This window comes from Streptomyces sp. NPDC097595, from assembly GCF_044761525.1.
GTDB classification, from domain to species: domain Bacteria; phylum Actinomycetota; class Actinomycetes; order Streptomycetales; family Streptomycetaceae; genus Streptomyces; species Streptomyces drozdowiczii_A.
Genome location: NZ_JBIWCN010000027.1, coordinates 33,445 through 49,973, shown reverse-complemented (window position 1 = coordinate 49,973; position 16,529 = coordinate 33,445). Strand labels below are relative to the sequence as shown.

Annotated in this window: 15 protein-coding genes; 10 read left to right on the top strand and 5 right to left on the bottom strand. The window is 73.1% G+C overall.

The window, feature by feature from the left end:
• Positions 1-120: 120 nt before the first annotated feature.
• Positions 121-1,242 (top strand): alpha/beta hydrolase, encoded by a 1,122-nt coding sequence (locus ACIQZN_RS31905; protein WP_404001416.1) that lies wholly within the window; start codon positions 121-123, stop codon positions 1,240-1,242.
• Positions 1,243-1,257: 15 nt separating this feature from the next.
• Here ACIQZN_RS31905 and ACIQZN_RS31900 read toward each other — a convergent pair whose 3' ends face one another.
• Positions 1,258-2,445 carry a betaine/proline/choline family ABC transporter ATP-binding protein gene (locus ACIQZN_RS31900; protein ID WP_404001413.1) on the bottom strand — a complete coding sequence of 396 codons (1,188 nt, stop codon included), beginning with the start codon at positions 2,443-2,445 and terminating at the stop codon, positions 1,258-1,260.
• 131 nt (positions 2,446-2,576) lie between these two features.
• Between ACIQZN_RS31900 and ACIQZN_RS31895 the strand changes: the two genes are divergently transcribed.
• From ACIQZN_RS31895 to ACIQZN_RS31880, 4 genes are all read left to right on the top strand, one after another.
• Complete coding sequence (locus ACIQZN_RS31895) at positions 2,577-3,284, top strand: ABC transporter permease (RefSeq protein WP_404001410.1); 708 nt, start codon at positions 2,577-2,579, stop codon at positions 3,282-3,284.
• 1 nt (position 3,285) lies between these two features.
• Positions 3,286-3,960, top strand: coding sequence for an ABC transporter permease (locus tag ACIQZN_RS31890; protein WP_164628367.1), 675 nt, complete (start codon positions 3,286-3,288; stop codon positions 3,958-3,960).
• Between the two features lie 84 nt (positions 3,961-4,044).
• Positions 4,045-5,022, top strand: coding sequence for an ABC transporter substrate-binding protein (locus ACIQZN_RS31885; RefSeq protein WP_404001406.1), 978 nt, complete (start codon positions 4,045-4,047; stop codon positions 5,020-5,022).
• A gap of 230 nt (positions 5,023-5,252) precedes the next feature.
• Positions 5,253-6,113 (top strand): hypothetical protein, encoded by an 861-nt coding sequence (locus ACIQZN_RS31880; protein ID WP_404001589.1) that lies wholly within the window; start codon positions 5,253-5,255, stop codon positions 6,111-6,113.
• A 32-nt stretch (positions 6,114-6,145) separates the two neighbouring features.
• Here ACIQZN_RS31880 and ACIQZN_RS31875 read toward each other — a convergent pair whose 3' ends face one another.
• Both ACIQZN_RS31875 and ACIQZN_RS31870 read right to left on the bottom strand, forming a co-directional pair.
• The gene (locus ACIQZN_RS31875; RefSeq protein ID WP_404001403.1) at positions 6,146-7,288 is read right to left on the bottom strand and encodes an NADH-quinone oxidoreductase subunit D; all 1,143 of its coding nucleotides are present in this window, start codon (positions 7,286-7,288) and stop codon (positions 6,146-6,148) included.
• A 73-nt stretch (positions 7,289-7,361) separates the two neighbouring features.
• Complete coding sequence (locus ACIQZN_RS31870) at positions 7,362-8,330, bottom strand: SAM-dependent methyltransferase (RefSeq protein WP_404001400.1); 969 nt, start codon at positions 8,328-8,330, stop codon at positions 7,362-7,364.
• A 94-nt stretch (positions 8,331-8,424) separates the two neighbouring features.
• Here ACIQZN_RS31870 and ACIQZN_RS31865 point away from each other — a divergent pair, with 94 nt between their 5' ends.
• Positions 8,425-9,642, top strand: coding sequence for a sensor histidine kinase (locus ACIQZN_RS31865; protein ID WP_404001396.1), 1,218 nt, complete (start codon positions 8,425-8,427; stop codon positions 9,640-9,642).
• Between the two features lie 24 nt (positions 9,643-9,666).
• Positions 9,667-10,341: a response regulator gene (locus ACIQZN_RS31860; RefSeq protein ID WP_404001393.1), complete on the top strand. Its 675-nt coding sequence runs from the start codon at positions 9,667-9,669 to the stop codon at positions 10,339-10,341.
• 5 nt (positions 10,342-10,346) lie between these two features.
• Here ACIQZN_RS31860 and ACIQZN_RS31855 read toward each other — a convergent pair whose 3' ends face one another.
• Positions 10,347-11,465, bottom strand: coding sequence for a DUF5937 family protein (locus tag ACIQZN_RS31855; protein ID WP_404001390.1), 1,119 nt, complete (start codon positions 11,463-11,465; stop codon positions 10,347-10,349).
• Positions 11,462-12,658: a threonine aldolase family protein gene (locus tag ACIQZN_RS31850; RefSeq protein ID WP_404001387.1), complete on the bottom strand. Its 1,197-nt coding sequence runs from the start codon at positions 12,656-12,658 to the stop codon at positions 11,462-11,464. Before ACIQZN_RS31850 ends, ACIQZN_RS31855 begins: the two co-directional genes overlap by 4 nt.
• Before the next feature lie 167 nt (positions 12,659-12,825).
• Between ACIQZN_RS31850 and ACIQZN_RS31845 the strand changes: the two genes are divergently transcribed.
• The 3 genes from ACIQZN_RS31845 to ACIQZN_RS31835 are packed head-to-tail and all read left to right on the top strand — an operon-like array spanning position 12,826 to position 16,528.
• Positions 12,826-13,788 carry a Rossmann-like and DUF2520 domain-containing protein gene (locus ACIQZN_RS31845; RefSeq protein ID WP_404001384.1) on the top strand — a complete coding sequence of 321 codons (963 nt, stop codon included), beginning with the start codon at positions 12,826-12,828 and terminating at the stop codon, positions 13,786-13,788.
• On the top strand, positions 13,788-14,801 hold the full coding sequence (gene panC / locus ACIQZN_RS31840) for a pantoate--beta-alanine ligase (RefSeq protein WP_404001381.1): 1,014 nt from the start codon (positions 13,788-13,790) through the stop codon (positions 14,799-14,801). The genes ACIQZN_RS31845 and panC overlap by 1 nt, the downstream gene beginning before the upstream one ends.
• Positions 14,798-16,528, top strand: coding sequence for an L-aspartate oxidase (locus ACIQZN_RS31835; RefSeq protein ID WP_404001378.1), 1,731 nt, complete (start codon positions 14,798-14,800; stop codon positions 16,526-16,528). Before panC ends, ACIQZN_RS31835 begins: the two co-directional genes overlap by 4 nt.
• Position 16,529 lies beyond the last annotated feature (1 nt).

Genomic DNA, 16,529 nt, shown 5'->3' with positions numbered 1-16,529 from the left:
GAGATTTCCTGGAGTCCGGCGGCCGGAGCCCAGCGGACGATGTGCGACTTCTAGGACGATCCTTCCGGGCCGTGGGTTCACCCGCTGCCCGGAAATTTCCTGACAGAAAGTTCACCGGTCATGGGCCTTACGGGCAAGCCACTGCTGATCCTGGCGATCGTGGTGGCCGTCGTGCTGTTCACCGTCACCGTCTGGTGCTGGCCGAGGCTCGCCCGGCGCAGTGCGCCCGCGGTGGCCGGCCGGGTGGGCATGCTGCTCGCGACCCAGGTGGCGGTGTTCGCCACGGTCGGCCTGCTGGCCAACAACAGCTTCCTCTTCTACGGCTCCTGGGCCGATCTGTTCGGCCGCAAGCAGGACATGGGCGTGGTCACGGACCACGCCGCCGGGACGCTGGCCGCGAAGAACATCGTGCGGGTGGGCTCGCAGCGGCCGGACGTGCCGGGCGGGGCGCTGCCGAGGGTGGGCGGCCGGATCGACAAGGTCGTGATCGCGGGGAAGCACTCGGGCATCGAGAGTTCGGCGTACGTCTATCTGCCGCCGGAGTACTTCCAGCCGGCGTTCGCCCGGCGGAAGTTCCCGGCGGTGGTGGTGCTGACCGGCTACCCGGGCACCTCGGAGAACCTGATCAAGGGGCTGCGCTATCCGCGCACGGCACACGAACGGGTGAAAGCCGGACGGGCGCAGCCGATGGTCCTGGTGATGCTGCGTCCGACGGTGGCGCCGCCCCGGGACACCGAGTGCGTGGACATAAAGGGCGGTCCGAAGACGGAGACGTTCTTCGCGGACGACGTGCCCCGGGCGGTGTCGGCCGGGTACCGGGTCGGGAAGCGGGCCCGGAACTGGGGCATCATCGGCAACTCGACGGGCGGCTACTGCGCGTTGAAGATCGGGCTGCACCACCCGGGCCGGTACGCCGCGAGCGCGGGGCTCTCCGCGTATTACAAGGCGGCCGAGGACCCGACGACGGGCGACCTCTTCCGCGGTGACGAGGCGGCGCGGCACCGGGCCGACCTGCTGTGGACGCTGGACAGCCGGCCGCAGCCGGACTCCTCGTTCCTGGTGACGACCTCGCGGTACGGCGAGGCGAACTACGCCGACACGCAGAGGTTCGTGGCCAAGGTGAAGCGGCCGGCGCAGGTCTCCTCGATCGTGCTGGACAGCGGCGGGCACAACTTCAACACCTGGCGCCGGGAGATCCCGGCGGCGCTGGAGTGGCTGAGCAGCCGGCTGAGCGAGAGCTGAGACCTGCCCGGCGTCTCAGCCCGCCGCCGTCTCCGCCACGCCGGTGACGCTTTCGACCGTCACCTCCGCACGGGGCACCGCGCGGCCGTCCGCGCCGACCGAGCGGCGCAGCGCCTCGTGCAGCCGGGCCGGGGTGAGCACGCCCAGGAAGCGGCCCTCGCCCGCCTCGTCGATGACGGCGATCCAGCCCGCGTCGTGCTGGAGCATGGTGGCGAATGCCTGTTTGAGCGGGGCGCCGAGCGGAAGCCACGCCTCCATGCGGCGGGCGTGGTCGCGGACGGTGCCCTTGGCGCCGGTACGCGTGTCGTCGGCGGCGATCCAGCCGTGCAGATGCTCGTCGCCGTCCAGGACGACGGCCCAGCGGGCGCCCTCCGCGCGGAGGCGTTCGGTCGCGGTGGAGAGCGGGTCGTCCAGGTGGACGACGGGCGGGCGGTCGAGGTCGCTCTCCTCGACGGGGGTGACCGAGAGCCGCTTGAGGCCCCGGTCGGCGCCCACGAAGTCGGCGACATAGGCGTTGGCGGGGGCGCCGAGCACGGTCGCGGGGGTGTCGAACTGCTCGATCGAGCCCTGCCCGTAGACGGCGATGCGGTCGCCGAGGCGGACCGCTTCCTCGATGTCGTGCGTGACGAACAGCACGGTTTTGCGGACCTGTTCCTGAAGCTTCAGGAATTCGTTCTGAAGGTGCTCGCGGACCACGGGGTCGACCGCGCCGAACGGCTCGTCCATCAGCAGGACCGGCGGGTCGGCGGCCAGTGCCCGGGCCACCCCGACGCGTTGGCGCTGACCGCCGGAGAGCTGTTCCGGATAGCGGTCGCCATAAACGGAAGGGTCGAGTCCGACGAGGTCGAGGAGTTCGGCGGCGCGGGCGCGGCCCTTTTGGCGTTTCCACCCGAGGAGATGGGGAACGGTGGCGGTGTTCTCCAGGACCGTCCTGTGCGGAAAGAGGCCCACTTGCTGGATCACATAGCCGATGCGGCGGCGCAACTGGACGGGGTCGATGGCGGATATGTCGTCCCCGTCGAGGAATATCCGGCCCTCGGTCGGTTCGATCAGCCGGTTCACCATCTTCATGGTGGTCGTCTTGCCGCATCCCGACGGTCCGACGAGCGTGACCAGTTCACCCTCGGCGACCTCGAAGGAAAGGCCGTCGACGGCGGTGGTGCCGTCCGCATACCGCTTGGTGACGTGCTCGAAACGGATCATGGTTCCCCATTGTCGCGGGTGTTCTGTGAAGGACATGTTGCTGGAACACAACGGCTCCGGCGATTGTCAGTGGTCGAGGATAGGCTCGCCGGACATCAGTACGAGAAGGCGAACGGGAGGTGGGGGAACGGATGGCCGGACAGAACTGCCTGGTGACGAACGACTGGATCTGCGGGGAGTATCTCCGTTCCCGGAGCCAGGAGTTGACGGACGCCACCGTCCAGCACATCTGGATCACCGCCGTCTCGGTCGCGATCGGTGTGGCCGTCGCCTTCCCGCTGGCGCTCCTCGCACGCAGGGGCCGCGGATTCGCCGGACCGGTCCTCGGGCTGACGACGGTGCTCTACACCGTGCCGTCGCTCGCGATGTTCTCGCTCCTGCTGCCCTTGTTCGGGCTCTCCGCCGCCCTGGTGGTGACCGGTCTGGTGCTGTATTCGCTGACCATCCTCGTACGCAACATCCTGGCGGGCCTGGAAGCGGTGCCCGAGGAGGCGAAGGAGGCCGCGCACGGCATGGGCTACGGGCCGGTCCGCCTGCTGTGGGAGGTGGAGCTGCCGCTCGCGCTGCCCGCGCTGATGGCGGGGATACGGATCGCCACGGTGTCCACGATCGCGCTGACCACGGTCGGTTCCATCGTCGGCCGCGGCGGTCTCGGCAATCTCATCGAGGACGCGCTGCCGAGCTTCTTCAAGGCCCAGGTGCTGGCCGCCTCGGTGCTCTGCGTCCTGCTCGCGGTCGTGGCGGACCTGCTGCTGCTCGGTCTCCAGCGGCTGCTGACGCCCTGGACACGTATACGTGCCGCCGCCGCGCCCGGCCCGGCGAAGGCGGAGGCGGTCTGACATGGGAGTTCTAGGGGACGCCTGGACCTGGCTCACCACCGGTGCCAACTGGTCCGGGGAGAGCGGGGCCGCCCACCGGCTGAGCGAGCACCTGTACGTCAGCGGTGTGGCGCTCGCCCTGGCCTGCGCCATCGCCCTGCCCCTCGCGCTGTACCTGGGCCACATCAGGAAGGGCGGCGCCCTCGCGGTCAACCTGGCCAACGTGGGGCGCGCGGTGCCCGTCTTCGCGGTGCTGGCCCTCTTCATGGTCTCGCCCCTGCGCAACGCGGGGTACATACCGACGATCATCGCCCTGGTGCTGTTCGCCGTGCCGCCGCTGCTGACCAACGCCTACGTGGGGATGACCGAGGTGGACCGCTCGGTCGCGGAGGCGGCGCGCGGGATGGGTATGTCGGGCGGCCAGCTCTTCCTGCGCGTCGAGCTCCCCCTCGCCTACCCGCTGATCATGACCGGGCTGCGGTCGGCCGCCGTCCAGGTCGTGGCCACGGCGACCATCGCGGCCATGGTCGGCCAGGGCGGCCTCGGCCGCATCATCACCGCCGGTTTCAACACGTACGACACCGCGCAGGTGGTGGCGGGGGCCCTGCTGGTCGCCGTGCTCGCCCTGCTGGTGGAAGCGGTCCTGGTGGCCGTCGACCGCCTGCTGTCCCCGCTGCGCCGCCGCCGGACCGCATAGGGAACCGACTCGCCCCACCCGTAAATCCTGTCGCATAGGCACCACTTGTCACATACGGCCTCGCCGCCGTGGACGGAGAAGAACATGACCAGCACCTCACGCGTCGCCGGCGCCGTCATCGGCATCCTCGCGCTGGCGGGCTCGCTCGCCGCGTGCGGCGGGGACAGCCTGGAGAAGGACAAGGGCGCCCCGGCCGGGGGCCAGGACTCCGGCAAGAAGGGCTCGCTGGTCGTCGGCGCCGCCGCCTTCACCGAGTCCAAGGTGCTCGCCGAGCTGTACGCGCAGGTCCTCAAGGACGCCGGATACAGCACCTCGGTCACCACCGTGAAGAACCGCGAACTGTACGAACCCTCCCTGGAGAAGGGCGAGATCGACGTCGTTCCGGAATACGCGGCGACGATCGCGGAATTCCTCAACGCGAAGGTGAACGGGGCGAAGGCCGCCGAGTCGAAGCCGGTCGCCTCGGGTGACACGGCGGCGACCGTCGCCGCCCTGAAGAAGCTCGCCGAGCCGCGCGGACTGAAGGTCCTTCCGGCGGGGAAGGCCGTCGACCAGAACGCGTTCGCGGTGACCAAGGAATTCGCCGACAAGCACAAGCTGAAGACCCTTTCGGATCTCGGCGCGGCGAAGATCGGCGTCAAGGTCGCGGCGGGCGACGAGTGCGAGGTGCGGCCCTTCTGCGCACCCGGGCTCAAGAAGACGTACGGCATCGACGTCACCGGAATCGACCCCAAGGGCGTCGGCACCCCGCAGTCCAAGCAGGCGGTGAAGGACGGCAAGGACCAGCTCGTCCTGACCACCACCACCGACGCCGTGCTCGACACCTACGACCTGGTGTTCCTGGACGACGACAAGAAGCTCCAGAACGCGGACAACGTGCTGCCCGTCCTGAACGCGAAGGACGCGGGCGACCAGGAGATAGCCGACGCCCTCGGCAAGCTCACCGGCGCACTCACCACCGAGGACCTCGCACAACTGAACCGCAAGGTCGACGCCGAGCGCGCCAAGCCGGCCGATGTGGCCCGCGAATACCTTCAGTCGAAGGGACTGATCAAGAAGTAGAAAGGCCCCCGGGGAGGCGCCCGGAGAACGGGCCGCGGGAGCCGCCGGGTAACTTGCCGGGCACAGATTGCCGGGCGGCTCCCCAAGTACGCCGCGCACACGGTAAATTTCGGGCCATGCCCCGTGGACGCCATCGCCATTCGCCACCACTGCACAGAATCCTTCCGCCTTCGGCCGTCGCCGGAGCGGCGGTGGCCTGTGCGGCGGGAGCCTGGCTGCCGACCGAAACCATGGTCCTGCGCGCGCTGGTCGCGGCCGCGGCTGCGGCCGCCGTCACCGGCGCGGTCCTCATGCGCGGCTGGGACCGCGAGGCGGGCCGTCGCGTCGCCGAGCTGACCCGCGCCCGCGCGAGCGACGAGTGGCGCGCCGAGGAGCGCGCGGCGGAGCTCGAAGCGGACCTGGAGGAGGCGCGGGAGATCCGCGCCCGCCTGGAGACGAAGCTGCGCCGCAAGCGCGTCGAGCTGGCCGGCCTCCGGGGCGAACACGCCGCGCTGCTGCGGCGGTACGCCAACGCGGAGACCGAGCGCGCCAGCGTCCTGGAGAGCCGGCGGCAGCTCGCGATCGAGGCGTCCGCGCCCGCCCGCGCCCTGCCCCCCGCCCGCTCCACGCCCACCCCGGACTCCTACGCCCGCGCCGCCCGGGCGCTGGCCGACCTCCCGCGCAACGCGGCGCTCCAGAAGGCCCGCCGGATCGCCGACGAGGCGCAGCGGGATCTCGCGGAGCGCGCCCGGGCGGAGAAGCAGGCGCAGGCCGCCCTGCCCGCCACCCGGCCCGCCGTCCAGCCGCCCGCCATGCGCCCGGTCCCGGCCGCCAGCGCGGTCGTCCCGTACGCGGCGTCCCGCCGCCATCCGGTGCCGCAGGGCAACTTCGACTTCTTCGGTACGCAGAAGGCCGCGCCCGCCGCGGCCGAGCGCGCCGCCATAGAGTCCGTGCAGAACGAGGACCTGGCCGACGTGGTCGGCGAGGAGGTCCTCGCCGCGCACCGCCCGGACGCGCCGGGGGACCGCGCCGTCGGCAAGGTCATCGACCTCACCGCGCATGACGAGACGGAGCAACTGGACGTCGCGGAGCTGCGCAGCGCGATCTCGTAGAGCGGCGGCGCCCGGTAGGTGGCGCCGGCGCCCTACTTGTCGATGTCGCCGACGACGAAGAACAGCGAGCCCAGGATCGCCACCATGTCGGCGACCAGCGTGCCCGGCAGCAGTTCGGTGAGCGCCTGGATGTTGTTGAAGGACGCGGAGCGCAGCTTCAGCCGGTACGGGGTCTTCTCGCCCTTGGACACCAGGTAGTAGCCGTTGACGCCGAGCGGATTCTCGGTCCAGGCGTACGTGTGGCCCTCGGGGGCCTTGAGGACCTTCGGCAGCCGCTGGTTGACGGGCCCCGGTGCGAGGTCGGCCATCCGGTCCAGGCAGGCGTCCGCGAGGTCCAGGGCGTTGTGCGTCTGCTCCAGCAGGCATTCGAACCGGGCCAGGCAGTCGCCCTCGGTCCGGGTGACGACCTTCAGCGTCTCCGCCAGTTCCCCGTACGCGAGATACGGCTCGTCGCGCCGCAGGTCGAAGTCGACGCCCGAGGCGCGGGCGATCGGCCCGGACACCCCGTACGCGTGCACCGCCTCGGCCGACAGCACGCCGACGCCCCGGGTGCGGGCCCGGAAGATCTCGTTGCCGAGGACCAGTCCGTCGTACACGTCCATCCGCGAGCGCACCGAGGCGACGGCGTCCCGGGCGCGGCCGAGCCAGCCCGCCGGCAGGTCCTCCTTGAGGCCGCCGACCCGGTTGAACATGTAGTGCATGCGGCCGCCGGAGACCTCCTCCATCACCGCCTGGAGCTCCTCGCGCTCCCGGAACGCGTGGAACACGGGGGTGATCCCGCCGAGTTCCAGCGGGTACGAGCCGAGGAACATCAGGTGGTTGAGGACCCGGTTCAACTCGGCGAGCAGGGTGCGGGTCCAGACCGCGCGCTCCGGGACCTCCATGCCGAGCATCCGCTCCACGGCCATCACGACGCCCAGCTCGTTCGAGAACGCGGAGAGCCAGTCGTGGCGGTTGGCGAGCATGATGATCTGGCGGTAGTCGCGGGCCTCGAACAGCTTCTCCGCGCCTCGGTGCATATAGCCGACGACCGGTTCGGCGTGCTGGATGCGCTCGCCGTCCAGGACGATGCGGAGGCGGAGCACGCCGTGGGTGGAGGGGTGCTGGGGGCCGATGTTGAGCACCATGTCGGTGCTTTCGGCTGCGCCGCCGATGCCGATGGTCGTCTCCGTCATGGGGTCAGTATCGCGTGCCGCGCCGTTGCTCGGGGCTCCGCCCCGGACCCCGCTCCTCAATCGCCGGAGGGGCTCAGAATCTTCTGTGCTCCAGCCAGCCGAAGTCGCCCAGGCCGCCCCTCGCCGTCAGTTCTGCTGCCTCGCCTGCCGTGGACAGGGCGTGGAGGTACGCCTTCGGGTTGGTCGACGCCAAGGTCAGGGGCGGGCGTTCGCCCGTGATGCCCAGGGCGGACAGGGCCTCGCGTTGGGTGCGTACGGTCGCGTCCGGGGCGGCCGCCGCGCACGCGTCCAGCGCCACGTGGGCCGTCAGGTCGCAGCTCCCGTCCGGCACGGGCCGGACCTCGCGGCCCGCGCGGAAGCCGGTGAGCGTGCCGAAGGGCGGGCGTTCCCCGCGTACGTGCGCGTAATCCACCGCCACCGCGAGCCCGGCGGACAGGGAGGACACCGCCGCCGCCCACGCCTCGTCGCGCGGGCGGCCGATCTCCGCCCGGCTGCCCGGGCCCGCCGAGGGCCACCAGCGGCGCAGCCACTCCGCGTCCGCCCCGGTCACCGGAGCGCCCAGCCGCTCCGCGCCGTCACTGGTGCGGACCTCGACGTACCGTTCGACGCCCTCGGCGTCGGTCTCCGCGACGGGGAGCGGCACATTGTCCAGCCACTCGTTGGCGAAGAGCAGCCCGCGCGCACCGGGCGGCGGCGCCGCGCACCACTCCACCCGGGGGTCCAGGCCCTCGGGGCGGGCGGCGAGCTCCACCGCGTACGCGCGCACCACGAGGTCCGCGCCGCCCTCGGCCGGGAGCGCGGCGAGGACGCCGGTGACGAGTTCCCCGCGCCCGGCGCCCATGTCGACCAGGTCCACGTGCGCGGTGCCGAGGTCCGCCGCCGTGCGGACCAGGAGGCGGGCGACGGCGGTGGCGAAGAGGGGGGACGCGTGCACCGAGGTACGGAAGTGGCCCGCGGGGCCCTCGGGGCGCCGGTAGAAACCCTCGTCGCCGTAGAGAGCGGTCTCCGCCGCCTCCTGCCACCCGCGCCACTCATCCGTCACGGGCCCAGTCTCCACCTTGGGGAGTACGGTCCGGGGACCCGGATCGGCCCTCCGGTTGACCCGGCGGCCCTCGGCCTTCTTTACGCTGGGTTACGTGCAGCGCCTCTACGATTTCATCCGCAGACACCCGACGGGCGTCGACAGCTTCTGGGCTGTCTTCCTCCTCGGGCTCTCCGGCATGACCATCGTGGTGGGCGACGTCGGGCACGGCGGCCGTCTCGAACGGATCGCGATCGTGCCGGTCGTCCTCGGCCTCTGCCTCGTCGTCGCGCTGCGGCGCCGCGCGCCGGAGAAGATGCTGCTGCTCGCCATCGCGATGGGCGTGGTCCAGCTGATCTGCGGAGTCCGGCCGAACGTCGCGAACTTCGCGATGCTCGTCATCACCTTCACCGTCGCCACCGTCGGTGAGCGCTGGGCCTCGCGGCTCGCCCTGGCGTGCAGCCTGACCGCCGCCACGCTGTCCCAGCTCCGCTGGCCCAACGAGGAGGGCACCCCGCGCAACTGGGCGCAGACGCTGTTCCTCGTCGCCGTGCTGACGGTGCCCTTCGTGCTGGCCTGGGTGCTCGGCGACTCGATGCGGACCCGGCGGGCCTACTTCGACCAGCTGGAGGAGCGGGCGGCCCGCCTGGAGCGGGAGCGCGAGGCCCAGTCGAAGGTCGCGGTGGCCGCCGAGCGGGCCCGTATCGCCCGCGAACTGCACGACGTCGTCGCGCACAACGTCTCCGTGATGGTGGTGCAGGCCGACGGCGCCGCCTACGTCATGGACGCGGCGCCCGACCAGGCCCGGCAGGCGCTGGAGACCATCTCCAGCACCGGCCGCCAGGCGCTCGCGGAGATGCGGCGGCTGCTCGGGGTGTTGCGGACGGGTGACGCGGAGGAGAGCGGGGAGTACGTCCCGCAGCCCGACGTCGAGCAGATCGAGGACCTGATCGACCAGGTCCGCAAGGCCGGCCTGGCGGTGGACTTCAAGGTCGAGGGGACCGCCCGCCCGCTGCCGAGCGGCGTCGAGCTGACCGCGTACCGCATCGTGCAGGAGGCCCTGACCAACACCCGCAAGCACGGCGGCCCGCACGCCGGGGCCAGTGTGCGGCTGGTCTACTTCGACGACGGGCTCGGCCTGCTGGTCGAGGACGACGGGCGGGGTGCCGCGCACGAGCTGTACGAGGACGGGGGCGCCGACGGCGCCGGCCACGGCATGATCGGCATGCGGGAACGGGTCGGCATGGTCGGCGGCACACTGGACGCCGGGCCGCGCCCCGGCGGAGGATTCCGGATCAGCGCGCTGCTGCCCCTCAAGGCCGCCGACCGCTGAACGAACGAGGAGAGAACAGCCCCCATGGCGATCCGCGTGATGCTCGTCGACGACCAGGTGCTGCTGCGCACCGGCTTCCGCATGGTGCTCGCCGCCCAGCCCGACATGGAGGTGGTCGCCGAGGCCGGTGACGGCGCGGAGGCGATCGACATCCTGCGGGCCACCGCCGTGGACGTGGTGCTGATGGACGTCCGCATGCCGAGGCTGGACGGCGTCGAGGCCACCCGCCGCATCTGCGCGCAGCCCGAGCCGCCGAAGGTGCTGATCCTGACGACGTTCGACCTGGACGAGTACGCGTTCTCCGGGCTGAAGGCCGGGGCCAGCGGCTTCATGCTGAAGGACGTGCCGCCGGGCGAACTGCTCGCCGCGATCCGCTCCGTGCACAGCGGGGACGCGGTCGTCGCCCCGTCCACCACCCGCCGGCTCCTCGACCGGTTCTCGCCGATGCTGCCCAGCGGCACCCCGGAACCGCAGCACAAGGACATCGCCAAGCTCACCGAACGCGAGCGCGAGGTGATGCTGCTCGTCGCCCAGGGCCTGTCGAACGGCGAGATCGCGGGGCGCCTGGTGCTCTCCGAGGCGACCGTGAAGACGCATGTCGGCCGCATCCTGACCAAGCTGTCCCTGCGCGACCGGGTGCAGGTCGTCGTCCTGGCGTACGAGACCGGGCTGGTCCGCGCCGGCGGCGGCGCGGGCTGAAAGCCTTAGCGGAGAATCCCTTCCAGGAAGTCGCTGCCGAGCCGGGCCACCACCGTCAGGTCCAGCTGGTGCAGGACGTACCGGCCCCGGCGCCGGGTCGTGACCAGACCGGCCTTCTTGAGCACCGCCAGATGGCGCGAGACCTCGGGCGCGGTGATCCCGTTCGTGTCGGCGAGCTCACCGGTGGTGTACGGGGACCGCGCGATGTTCCGGCACAGCCGCATCCGCATCGGGTGCGCCAGCGCCTCCATCCGCAGCTGGAGCAGCTCCACCGAGGCGGGCGCGGGCAGCTCCGGCCGGTGCACCGGGTAGTGGATCACCGGACGCCAGCCCGGGGCGTGCAGCACCATCAGATGCGGCCAGCCGAAACTGGTCGGGATCAGCGTGAGCCCGGGGCCGACGGCGGGGTCCGTCGCGGTGGTCGCCCCCTCGGCCAGCTTGTCGACGCTGATCCGGCCGCCGTCCGCGTCGAGCGAGAGCGCCGGCGAGACCGCCCGTATCGCCTCGGCGAGCCCCTTGCGCCGCAGCAGATCCGTCTTGTGCCGTGCGTCCGCCACCAGCTGGATGCGCGTCCGCTCCCAGGTGTCCGCGAAGAACGCCTGGTCGCAGTCCTCGAACAGGCGGCGCAGCCAACGGCGTACGGGAGCGGGGTCGCCCAGCAGCCGCTCGGTGAAGTCCACCTGGCGCGGGCCGCGCGCCGCCGCCATGTCCAGTGCCCGGCCGCGCGCGTCGGCGTTGCGCAGCGGGGAGGCCGCGCCGGTCCCGTAGAAGGCGGCGCAGGTGAACTCCAGGGCGGCCGAGACGAACCGGTCGTCGTCCAGACGGTCCAGGATGTCCAGCTCGGCGGCGAGGCTGTCGCCCGGCATGCCGTCGCCCCCGATCACCCCGGCGGACGGCATGAAGATGTCCGAGAAGGTGTTCCGCCACAGGAACTCGGCCTCATGCAGCCGGTCGGCGAGATCGGGCTCCAGGGCCGTGGCGGTGGCCGTCGTCCAGCCGTGCAGGCCCGGGTGGTGGCCCGGCTCGGAGAGGGCGTGCAGGGCGACGCCCAGCTCCACGAGCGGGGAGGTCCGGAAGACGATGCGGTCGGGGTCGAGCCCCGCGATGCCGATGGTGACGCTCACCGGTCCATGGTGCCTTTCACCCGCTCCAGGAACGCGGCCACCGCGTCCCGTACGTCGTCCGCGCTCCACTCCAGCCCGGCCTCCGCCACCGTGACCTCGGTGAACGCCGTTCCCGGCGCCCCCGCGTCCGGGGTGAACCAGCGGCGGAAGAGCACCGTGCCCGTCTCCTCCGCCTGCCGCACCGACGCCTCGGTCAGCACCTCCGCGTCGTACGGCAGCCACACCTGGAACTGGTGGGTGTGCGGCACCTCGGGATGCACCCGGAACCAGCCCGCGCCGCCCGCCTCGAAGCCCTCGGCCAGCGCCCCGGCCACCACCTTCGCGTGCGCCACGTACGACGGCAGCTTCAGCAGCTCCCGGTCGAGCCCGGCCAGCGCCGCGACCGCCGCCGGGAACTGCTGGAAGAGCTGACCGCCGTACCGGTGCCGCCAGAGGCGGGCCTCCTCGACCAGCGAGGCTGAACCGGCGAGCACGGCCCCGGAGATCCCGCCCAGGGACTTGTAGAACGACACGTACACGCTGTCCGCGAGCGCGGCGATCTCCGGCAGCCCGCGCCCGAAGCGCGTGGCGCACTCCCACAGCCGGGCCCCGTCGAAGTGGACGACGGCGTCCCGCTCGCGCGCGGCGGCCACCACGGCCTCCAGCTCCTCCCAGGTGGGCAGCAGGAAACCGGCGTCGCGCAGGGGCAGCTCCAGCATCAGGGTGCCGAACGGCTCCGGAAAGTCGCGGACCTCGTCGGCGGTCGGCAGCCTCGGGTCCGTCGTCGGGTGGACCGTGCGCAGCCCGCTCACCGTCCCCAGGGCGCCGCTCTCGTGCACCTCCGGATGGGCGAGCGGATGCAGCGCCACGACGGGGTTGCCGGTGCGGGCGGCCCAGCAGCGCAGCGCGACCTGCTGCGCCATCGTCCCGGTCGGGAAGAACACGGCGGCCTCCGTGCCGAGCAGCCCGGCGACCCGCTGCTCCAGCTCGCCGACGACACCGTTGCCGTAGATGTCCGCGGGCAGGCCGAGATCGGTGACCGTCCCGGCGTCCGCCGCCAGGGCGGCCAGCTGCTCGCCGAGCGTGCGGTCCTGGGGGAGACGGGACAGCACGCGCCCGGCCTCCCGCCAGGCGGTGAGCCGCCGCAGCCGCCACGCCTCCTCGCTCCCCGGCTCCGCCGTCTCGTCCGTCACCTGCGTGTTCATGTCTGCCATGGGACGATCATCACGCAGAACGCCGGGCCTGCCCACCGCGTTTCCGGGGCGCGCCCGGAGCGGTATCCACAGGCTGTGGACAAGTCGCGAGCACGGGGCGGCCGCTGGCGTAGCATGCAAGGGAATCGTCCGGTACCCCCCGCGGACTGGAACGGAAGGCCCGCAGTGTGAACGCAACAGCTCCCAAGGACCCGCTCGACGCCCGGGACCGCCCCGCCCGGCTCACCGTCGGCGTGGTGGGGGCGGGCCGTGTCGGCCCCGCCCTGGCCGCGTCCCTCGCCCTCGCCGGGCACCGCCCGGTCGCCGTCTCCGGGGTCTCCGACGCCTCCCGGCGGCGTGCCGCCGACCTCCTGCCCGACGTCCCCGTCGTGACGCCCGCCGATGTCCTCGCGCGCGCCGAGCTCGTCCTGCTGACCGTCCCCGACGACGCCCTCCCCGGGCTGGTCGAAGGGCTGGCCGAGACCGGGGCCGTCCGCCCCGGACAGCTCCTCGTCCACACCTCCGGGCGGTACGGGACGAAGGTGCTGGACCCCGCGCGCCGGGCCGGCGCCCTGCCGCTCGCGCTGCACCCCGCGATGACGTTCACCGGCACCTCCGTGGACGTCCAGCGGCTGGCCGGCTGCTCCTTCGGGGTCACCGCGCCGGACGAGCTGAGGCTCGCCGCGGAGGCGCTGGTCATCGAGATGGGCGGCGAGCCGGAGTGGATCGCGGAGGAGTCCCGTCCGCTGTACCACGCGGCCCTCGCCCTCGGCGCGAACCACCTGGTCACCCTGGTCGCCCAGTCGATGGAGCTGCTGCGCACCGCCGGGGTCACCGCCCCCGACCGGATGCTCGGCCCCCTGCTCGGCGCCGCCCTGGACAACGCCCTGCGCTCCGGCGACGCGGCGCTCACCGGCCCGGTCGCGCGCGGCGACGCCGGCACGGTCGCCGCGCACCTCGGCGAGCTGCGCGCCCACGCCCCGCAGACGGTCGCCGGGTACGTGGCGATGGCCCGCGCCACGGCGGACCGCGCCCTCGCCCACGGCCTGCTCAAGCCGGAGCTGGCCGAGGACCTGCTCGACGCCCTGGCGGACGGCGCGTCCGGCCCGTCGCGGCCCGGCTCCCACGGCAGCGGACCGGAGGAGTCCTGATGACCGTCACCACCTCAACCCCGGCCCTGCTGCACACCGCCGCCGAACTTCAGGCGTACGCCCCCGAGGGCAAGCGGGCCGTCGTCATGACGATGGGCGCCCTGCACGAGGGTCACGCCTCGCTCATCCGCGCCGCCCGCGCCCACGCGGGCCCCGCCGGGCAGGTCGTCGTCACCGTCTTCGTCAACCCGCTCCAGTTCGGCGAGGCCGCCGACCTCGACCGCTACCCGCGCACGCTCGACGCCGACCTCGCGGTGGCCGGCGCGGCCGGCGCCGACGTGGTCTTCGCGCCGTCCGTGGACGAGGTCTACCCGGGCGGCGAGCCCCAGGTCCGGATCTCGGCGGGCCCGATGGGCGAGCGCCTGGAGGGGGCCTCGCGCCCCGGCCACTTCGACGGCATGCTCACCGTCGTCGCCAAGCTGCTCCACCTCACCCGCCCGGACACCGCGTTCTTCGGGCAGAAGGACGCCCAGCAGCTGGCGCTGATCCGGCGCATGGTGCGCGACCTGAACTTCCCGGTGGAGATCACCGGCGTGGAGACGGTCCGAGAGCCGGACGGCCTCGCGCTGTCCAGCCGCAACCGCTTCCTCGATCCGCACGAGCGCCGCACCGCGCTCGCCCTGTCCCGGGCCCTGTTCGCGGCCCGCGACCGGCTCGCCGCCCAGGCCGCCCTGCACGCCCGCGCGCAGGCCACCGGCGCCACCGAGGACCGGGCCGCCGGGCTCAACCGGCTCGGCGAGGCCCGCCTGGCGGCCGACGCCCAGGCGGTGGCCAGGGCCCGCCCGGACGCCGGACCCGCCGCCGTGCGCGCCACCGCCCGCACGATCCTGGAGGAGGCGGAGGCCGCGAGCACGCCGCTCGCTCTGGACTACGTGGCGCTCGTGGACCCGGCCGACTTCACCGAGATCCCCGACGACCGCGCGGCCGGTGAGGCCATCCTCGCCGTCGCCGCCCGGGTCGGCGCCACCCGCCTCATCGACAACATCCCCCTCACCTTCGGAGCGACCCCGTGACCGGAATACGGCTGACCGCCCCCGCACCCGGCTGGTCCATCGACGCCGACGTCGTGGTCGTCGGCTCCGGCGTCGCCGGGCTCACCACCGCCCTGCGCTGCGCCGCCGCGGGCCTCGCCACCGTCGTGGTGACCAAGGCCCGCCTGGACGCCGGCTCCACCCGCTGGGCCCAGGGCGGCATCGCCGCGGCCCTCGGCGAGGGGGACACGCCCGAACAGCACCTGGACGACACCCTGGTCGCCGGCGTCGGCCTCTGCGACGAGTCCGCGGTGCGGGCCCTGGTCACCGACGGCCCGGGCGCGGTGCGCCGGCTGATGGAGACCGGCGCCCGCTTCGACACCGACGACGACGGCTCCGTCGCCCTCACCCGCGAGGGCGGCCACCACCGCCGCCGCATCATCCACGCGGGCGGCGACGCGACCGGCGCCGAGGTCTCCCGCGCCCTGGTGGAGGCGGTCCGCGAGGCCGCCCTGCACACCATCGAGAACGCCCTCGTGCTCGACCTCCTCACCGACGCCGAAGGCCGTACCGCCGGGGTCACCCTGCACGTCATGGGCGAGGGCCAGCACGACGGCGTCGGCGCGGTCAACGCCCCGGCCGTGGTCCTGGCCACCGGCGGCATGGGCCAGGTCTTCTCCGCCACCACCAACCCCTCGGTCTCCACCGCCGACGGCGTGGCGCTCGCGCTGCGGGCCGGTGCGGAGGTCTCGGACGTGGAGTTCGTCCAGTTCCACCCCACCGTCCTCTTCCTTGGCGCCGGCTCCGAGGGCCAGCAGCCGCTGGTCTCCGAAGCGGTACGCGGCGAGGGCGCCCACCTCGTGGACGCCTCCGGTACGCGCTTCATGCTCGGGCAGCACGAACTGGCGGAGCTGGCCCCGCGCGACATCGTCGCCAAGGGCATCACGCGCCAGATGCAGCTGAACGGCACCGACCACATGTACCTCGACGGCCGCCACTTCGGCGCCGAGATGTGGGAGAACCGCTTCCCGACCATCCTGGCCGCCTGCCGCTCCCACGGCATCGACCCGGTCACCGAGCCCATCCCCATCGCCCCCGCCGCGCACTACGCGTCCGGCGGCGTCCGCACCGACCTGCGGGGCCGTACCACCGTCCCCGGCCTGTACGCCTGCGGCGAGGTCGCCTGCACCGGGGTGCACGGCGCGAACCGGCTGGCGTCCAACTCGCTGCTCGAAGGACTCGTCTTCGCCGAGCACATCGCCGCCGACATCATCACCGACCGCCCCCACGCCGGCGAGGCGGTGGGCGCCGCCGGGACGCCCGTCCCGCTCCTCGCCCCCGAGACCCGGCTCACGGTGCAGCGCGCCATGAGCCGGAGCGCCGGGGTGCTGCGCTCCGCCGAGAGCCTGGCCACCGCCGCCGCCGAGCTGGAGGAGCTGCGGCTCGCAGCCCGCGAGACCGGGGCGGCCGGGACCAAGCCCGCCGTGCCCGGCGTCGAGGCGTGGGAGGCCACCAACCTGCTGCTCGTCGCCCGGGCCCTGGTCGCCGCCGCCCGCGCCCGCGAGGAGACCCGGGGCTGCCACTGGCGCGAGGACCGGCCCGAGCGCGACGACGCGGAGTGGCGCCGCCACCTCGTCGTACGGCTCGGCCCGGACGGCGGTCTCGTCCTCCGTCGGACGGATACCGAGGCATTCGGGCCCGTGGACGCGCCCGGGGCACCAGACTGCGCAGCGACGAGCACCACCCACCCCACTCCCGAGGAGCCGTAAC

Bases quoted from the DNA above. Each gene is read 5' to 3' on its own strand.
- ACIQZN_RS31850 (WP_404001387.1), bottom strand. From the start codon at position 12,658: ATGGCAGACATGAACACGCAGGTGACGGACGAGACGGCGGAGCCGGGG.
- panC (WP_404001381.1), top strand. From the start codon at position 13,788: ATGACCGTCACCACCTCAACCCCGGCCCTGCTGCACACCGCCGCCGAA.
- ACIQZN_RS31900 (WP_404001413.1), bottom strand. From the start codon at position 2,445: ATGATCCGTTTCGAGCACGTCACCAAGCGGTATGCGGACGGCACCACC.
- ACIQZN_RS31880 (WP_404001589.1), top strand. From the start codon at position 5,253: ATGGTCCTGCGCGCGCTGGTCGCGGCCGCGGCTGCGGCCGCCGTCACC.
- ACIQZN_RS31875 (WP_404001403.1), bottom strand. From the start codon at position 7,288: ATGACGGAGACGACCATCGGCATCGGCGGCGCAGCCGAAAGCACCGAC.
- ACIQZN_RS31885 (WP_404001406.1), top strand. From the start codon at position 4,045: ATGACCAGCACCTCACGCGTCGCCGGCGCCGTCATCGGCATCCTCGCG.
- ACIQZN_RS31890 (WP_164628367.1), top strand. From the start codon at position 3,286: ATGGGAGTTCTAGGGGACGCCTGGACCTGGCTCACCACCGGTGCCAAC.
- ACIQZN_RS31905 (WP_404001416.1), top strand. From the start codon at position 121: ATGGGCCTTACGGGCAAGCCACTGCTGATCCTGGCGATCGTGGTGGCC.
- ACIQZN_RS31860 (WP_404001393.1), top strand. From the start codon at position 9,667: ATGGCGATCCGCGTGATGCTCGTCGACGACCAGGTGCTGCTGCGCACC.
- ACIQZN_RS31895 (WP_404001410.1), top strand. From the start codon at position 2,577: ATGGCCGGACAGAACTGCCTGGTGACGAACGACTGGATCTGCGGGGAG.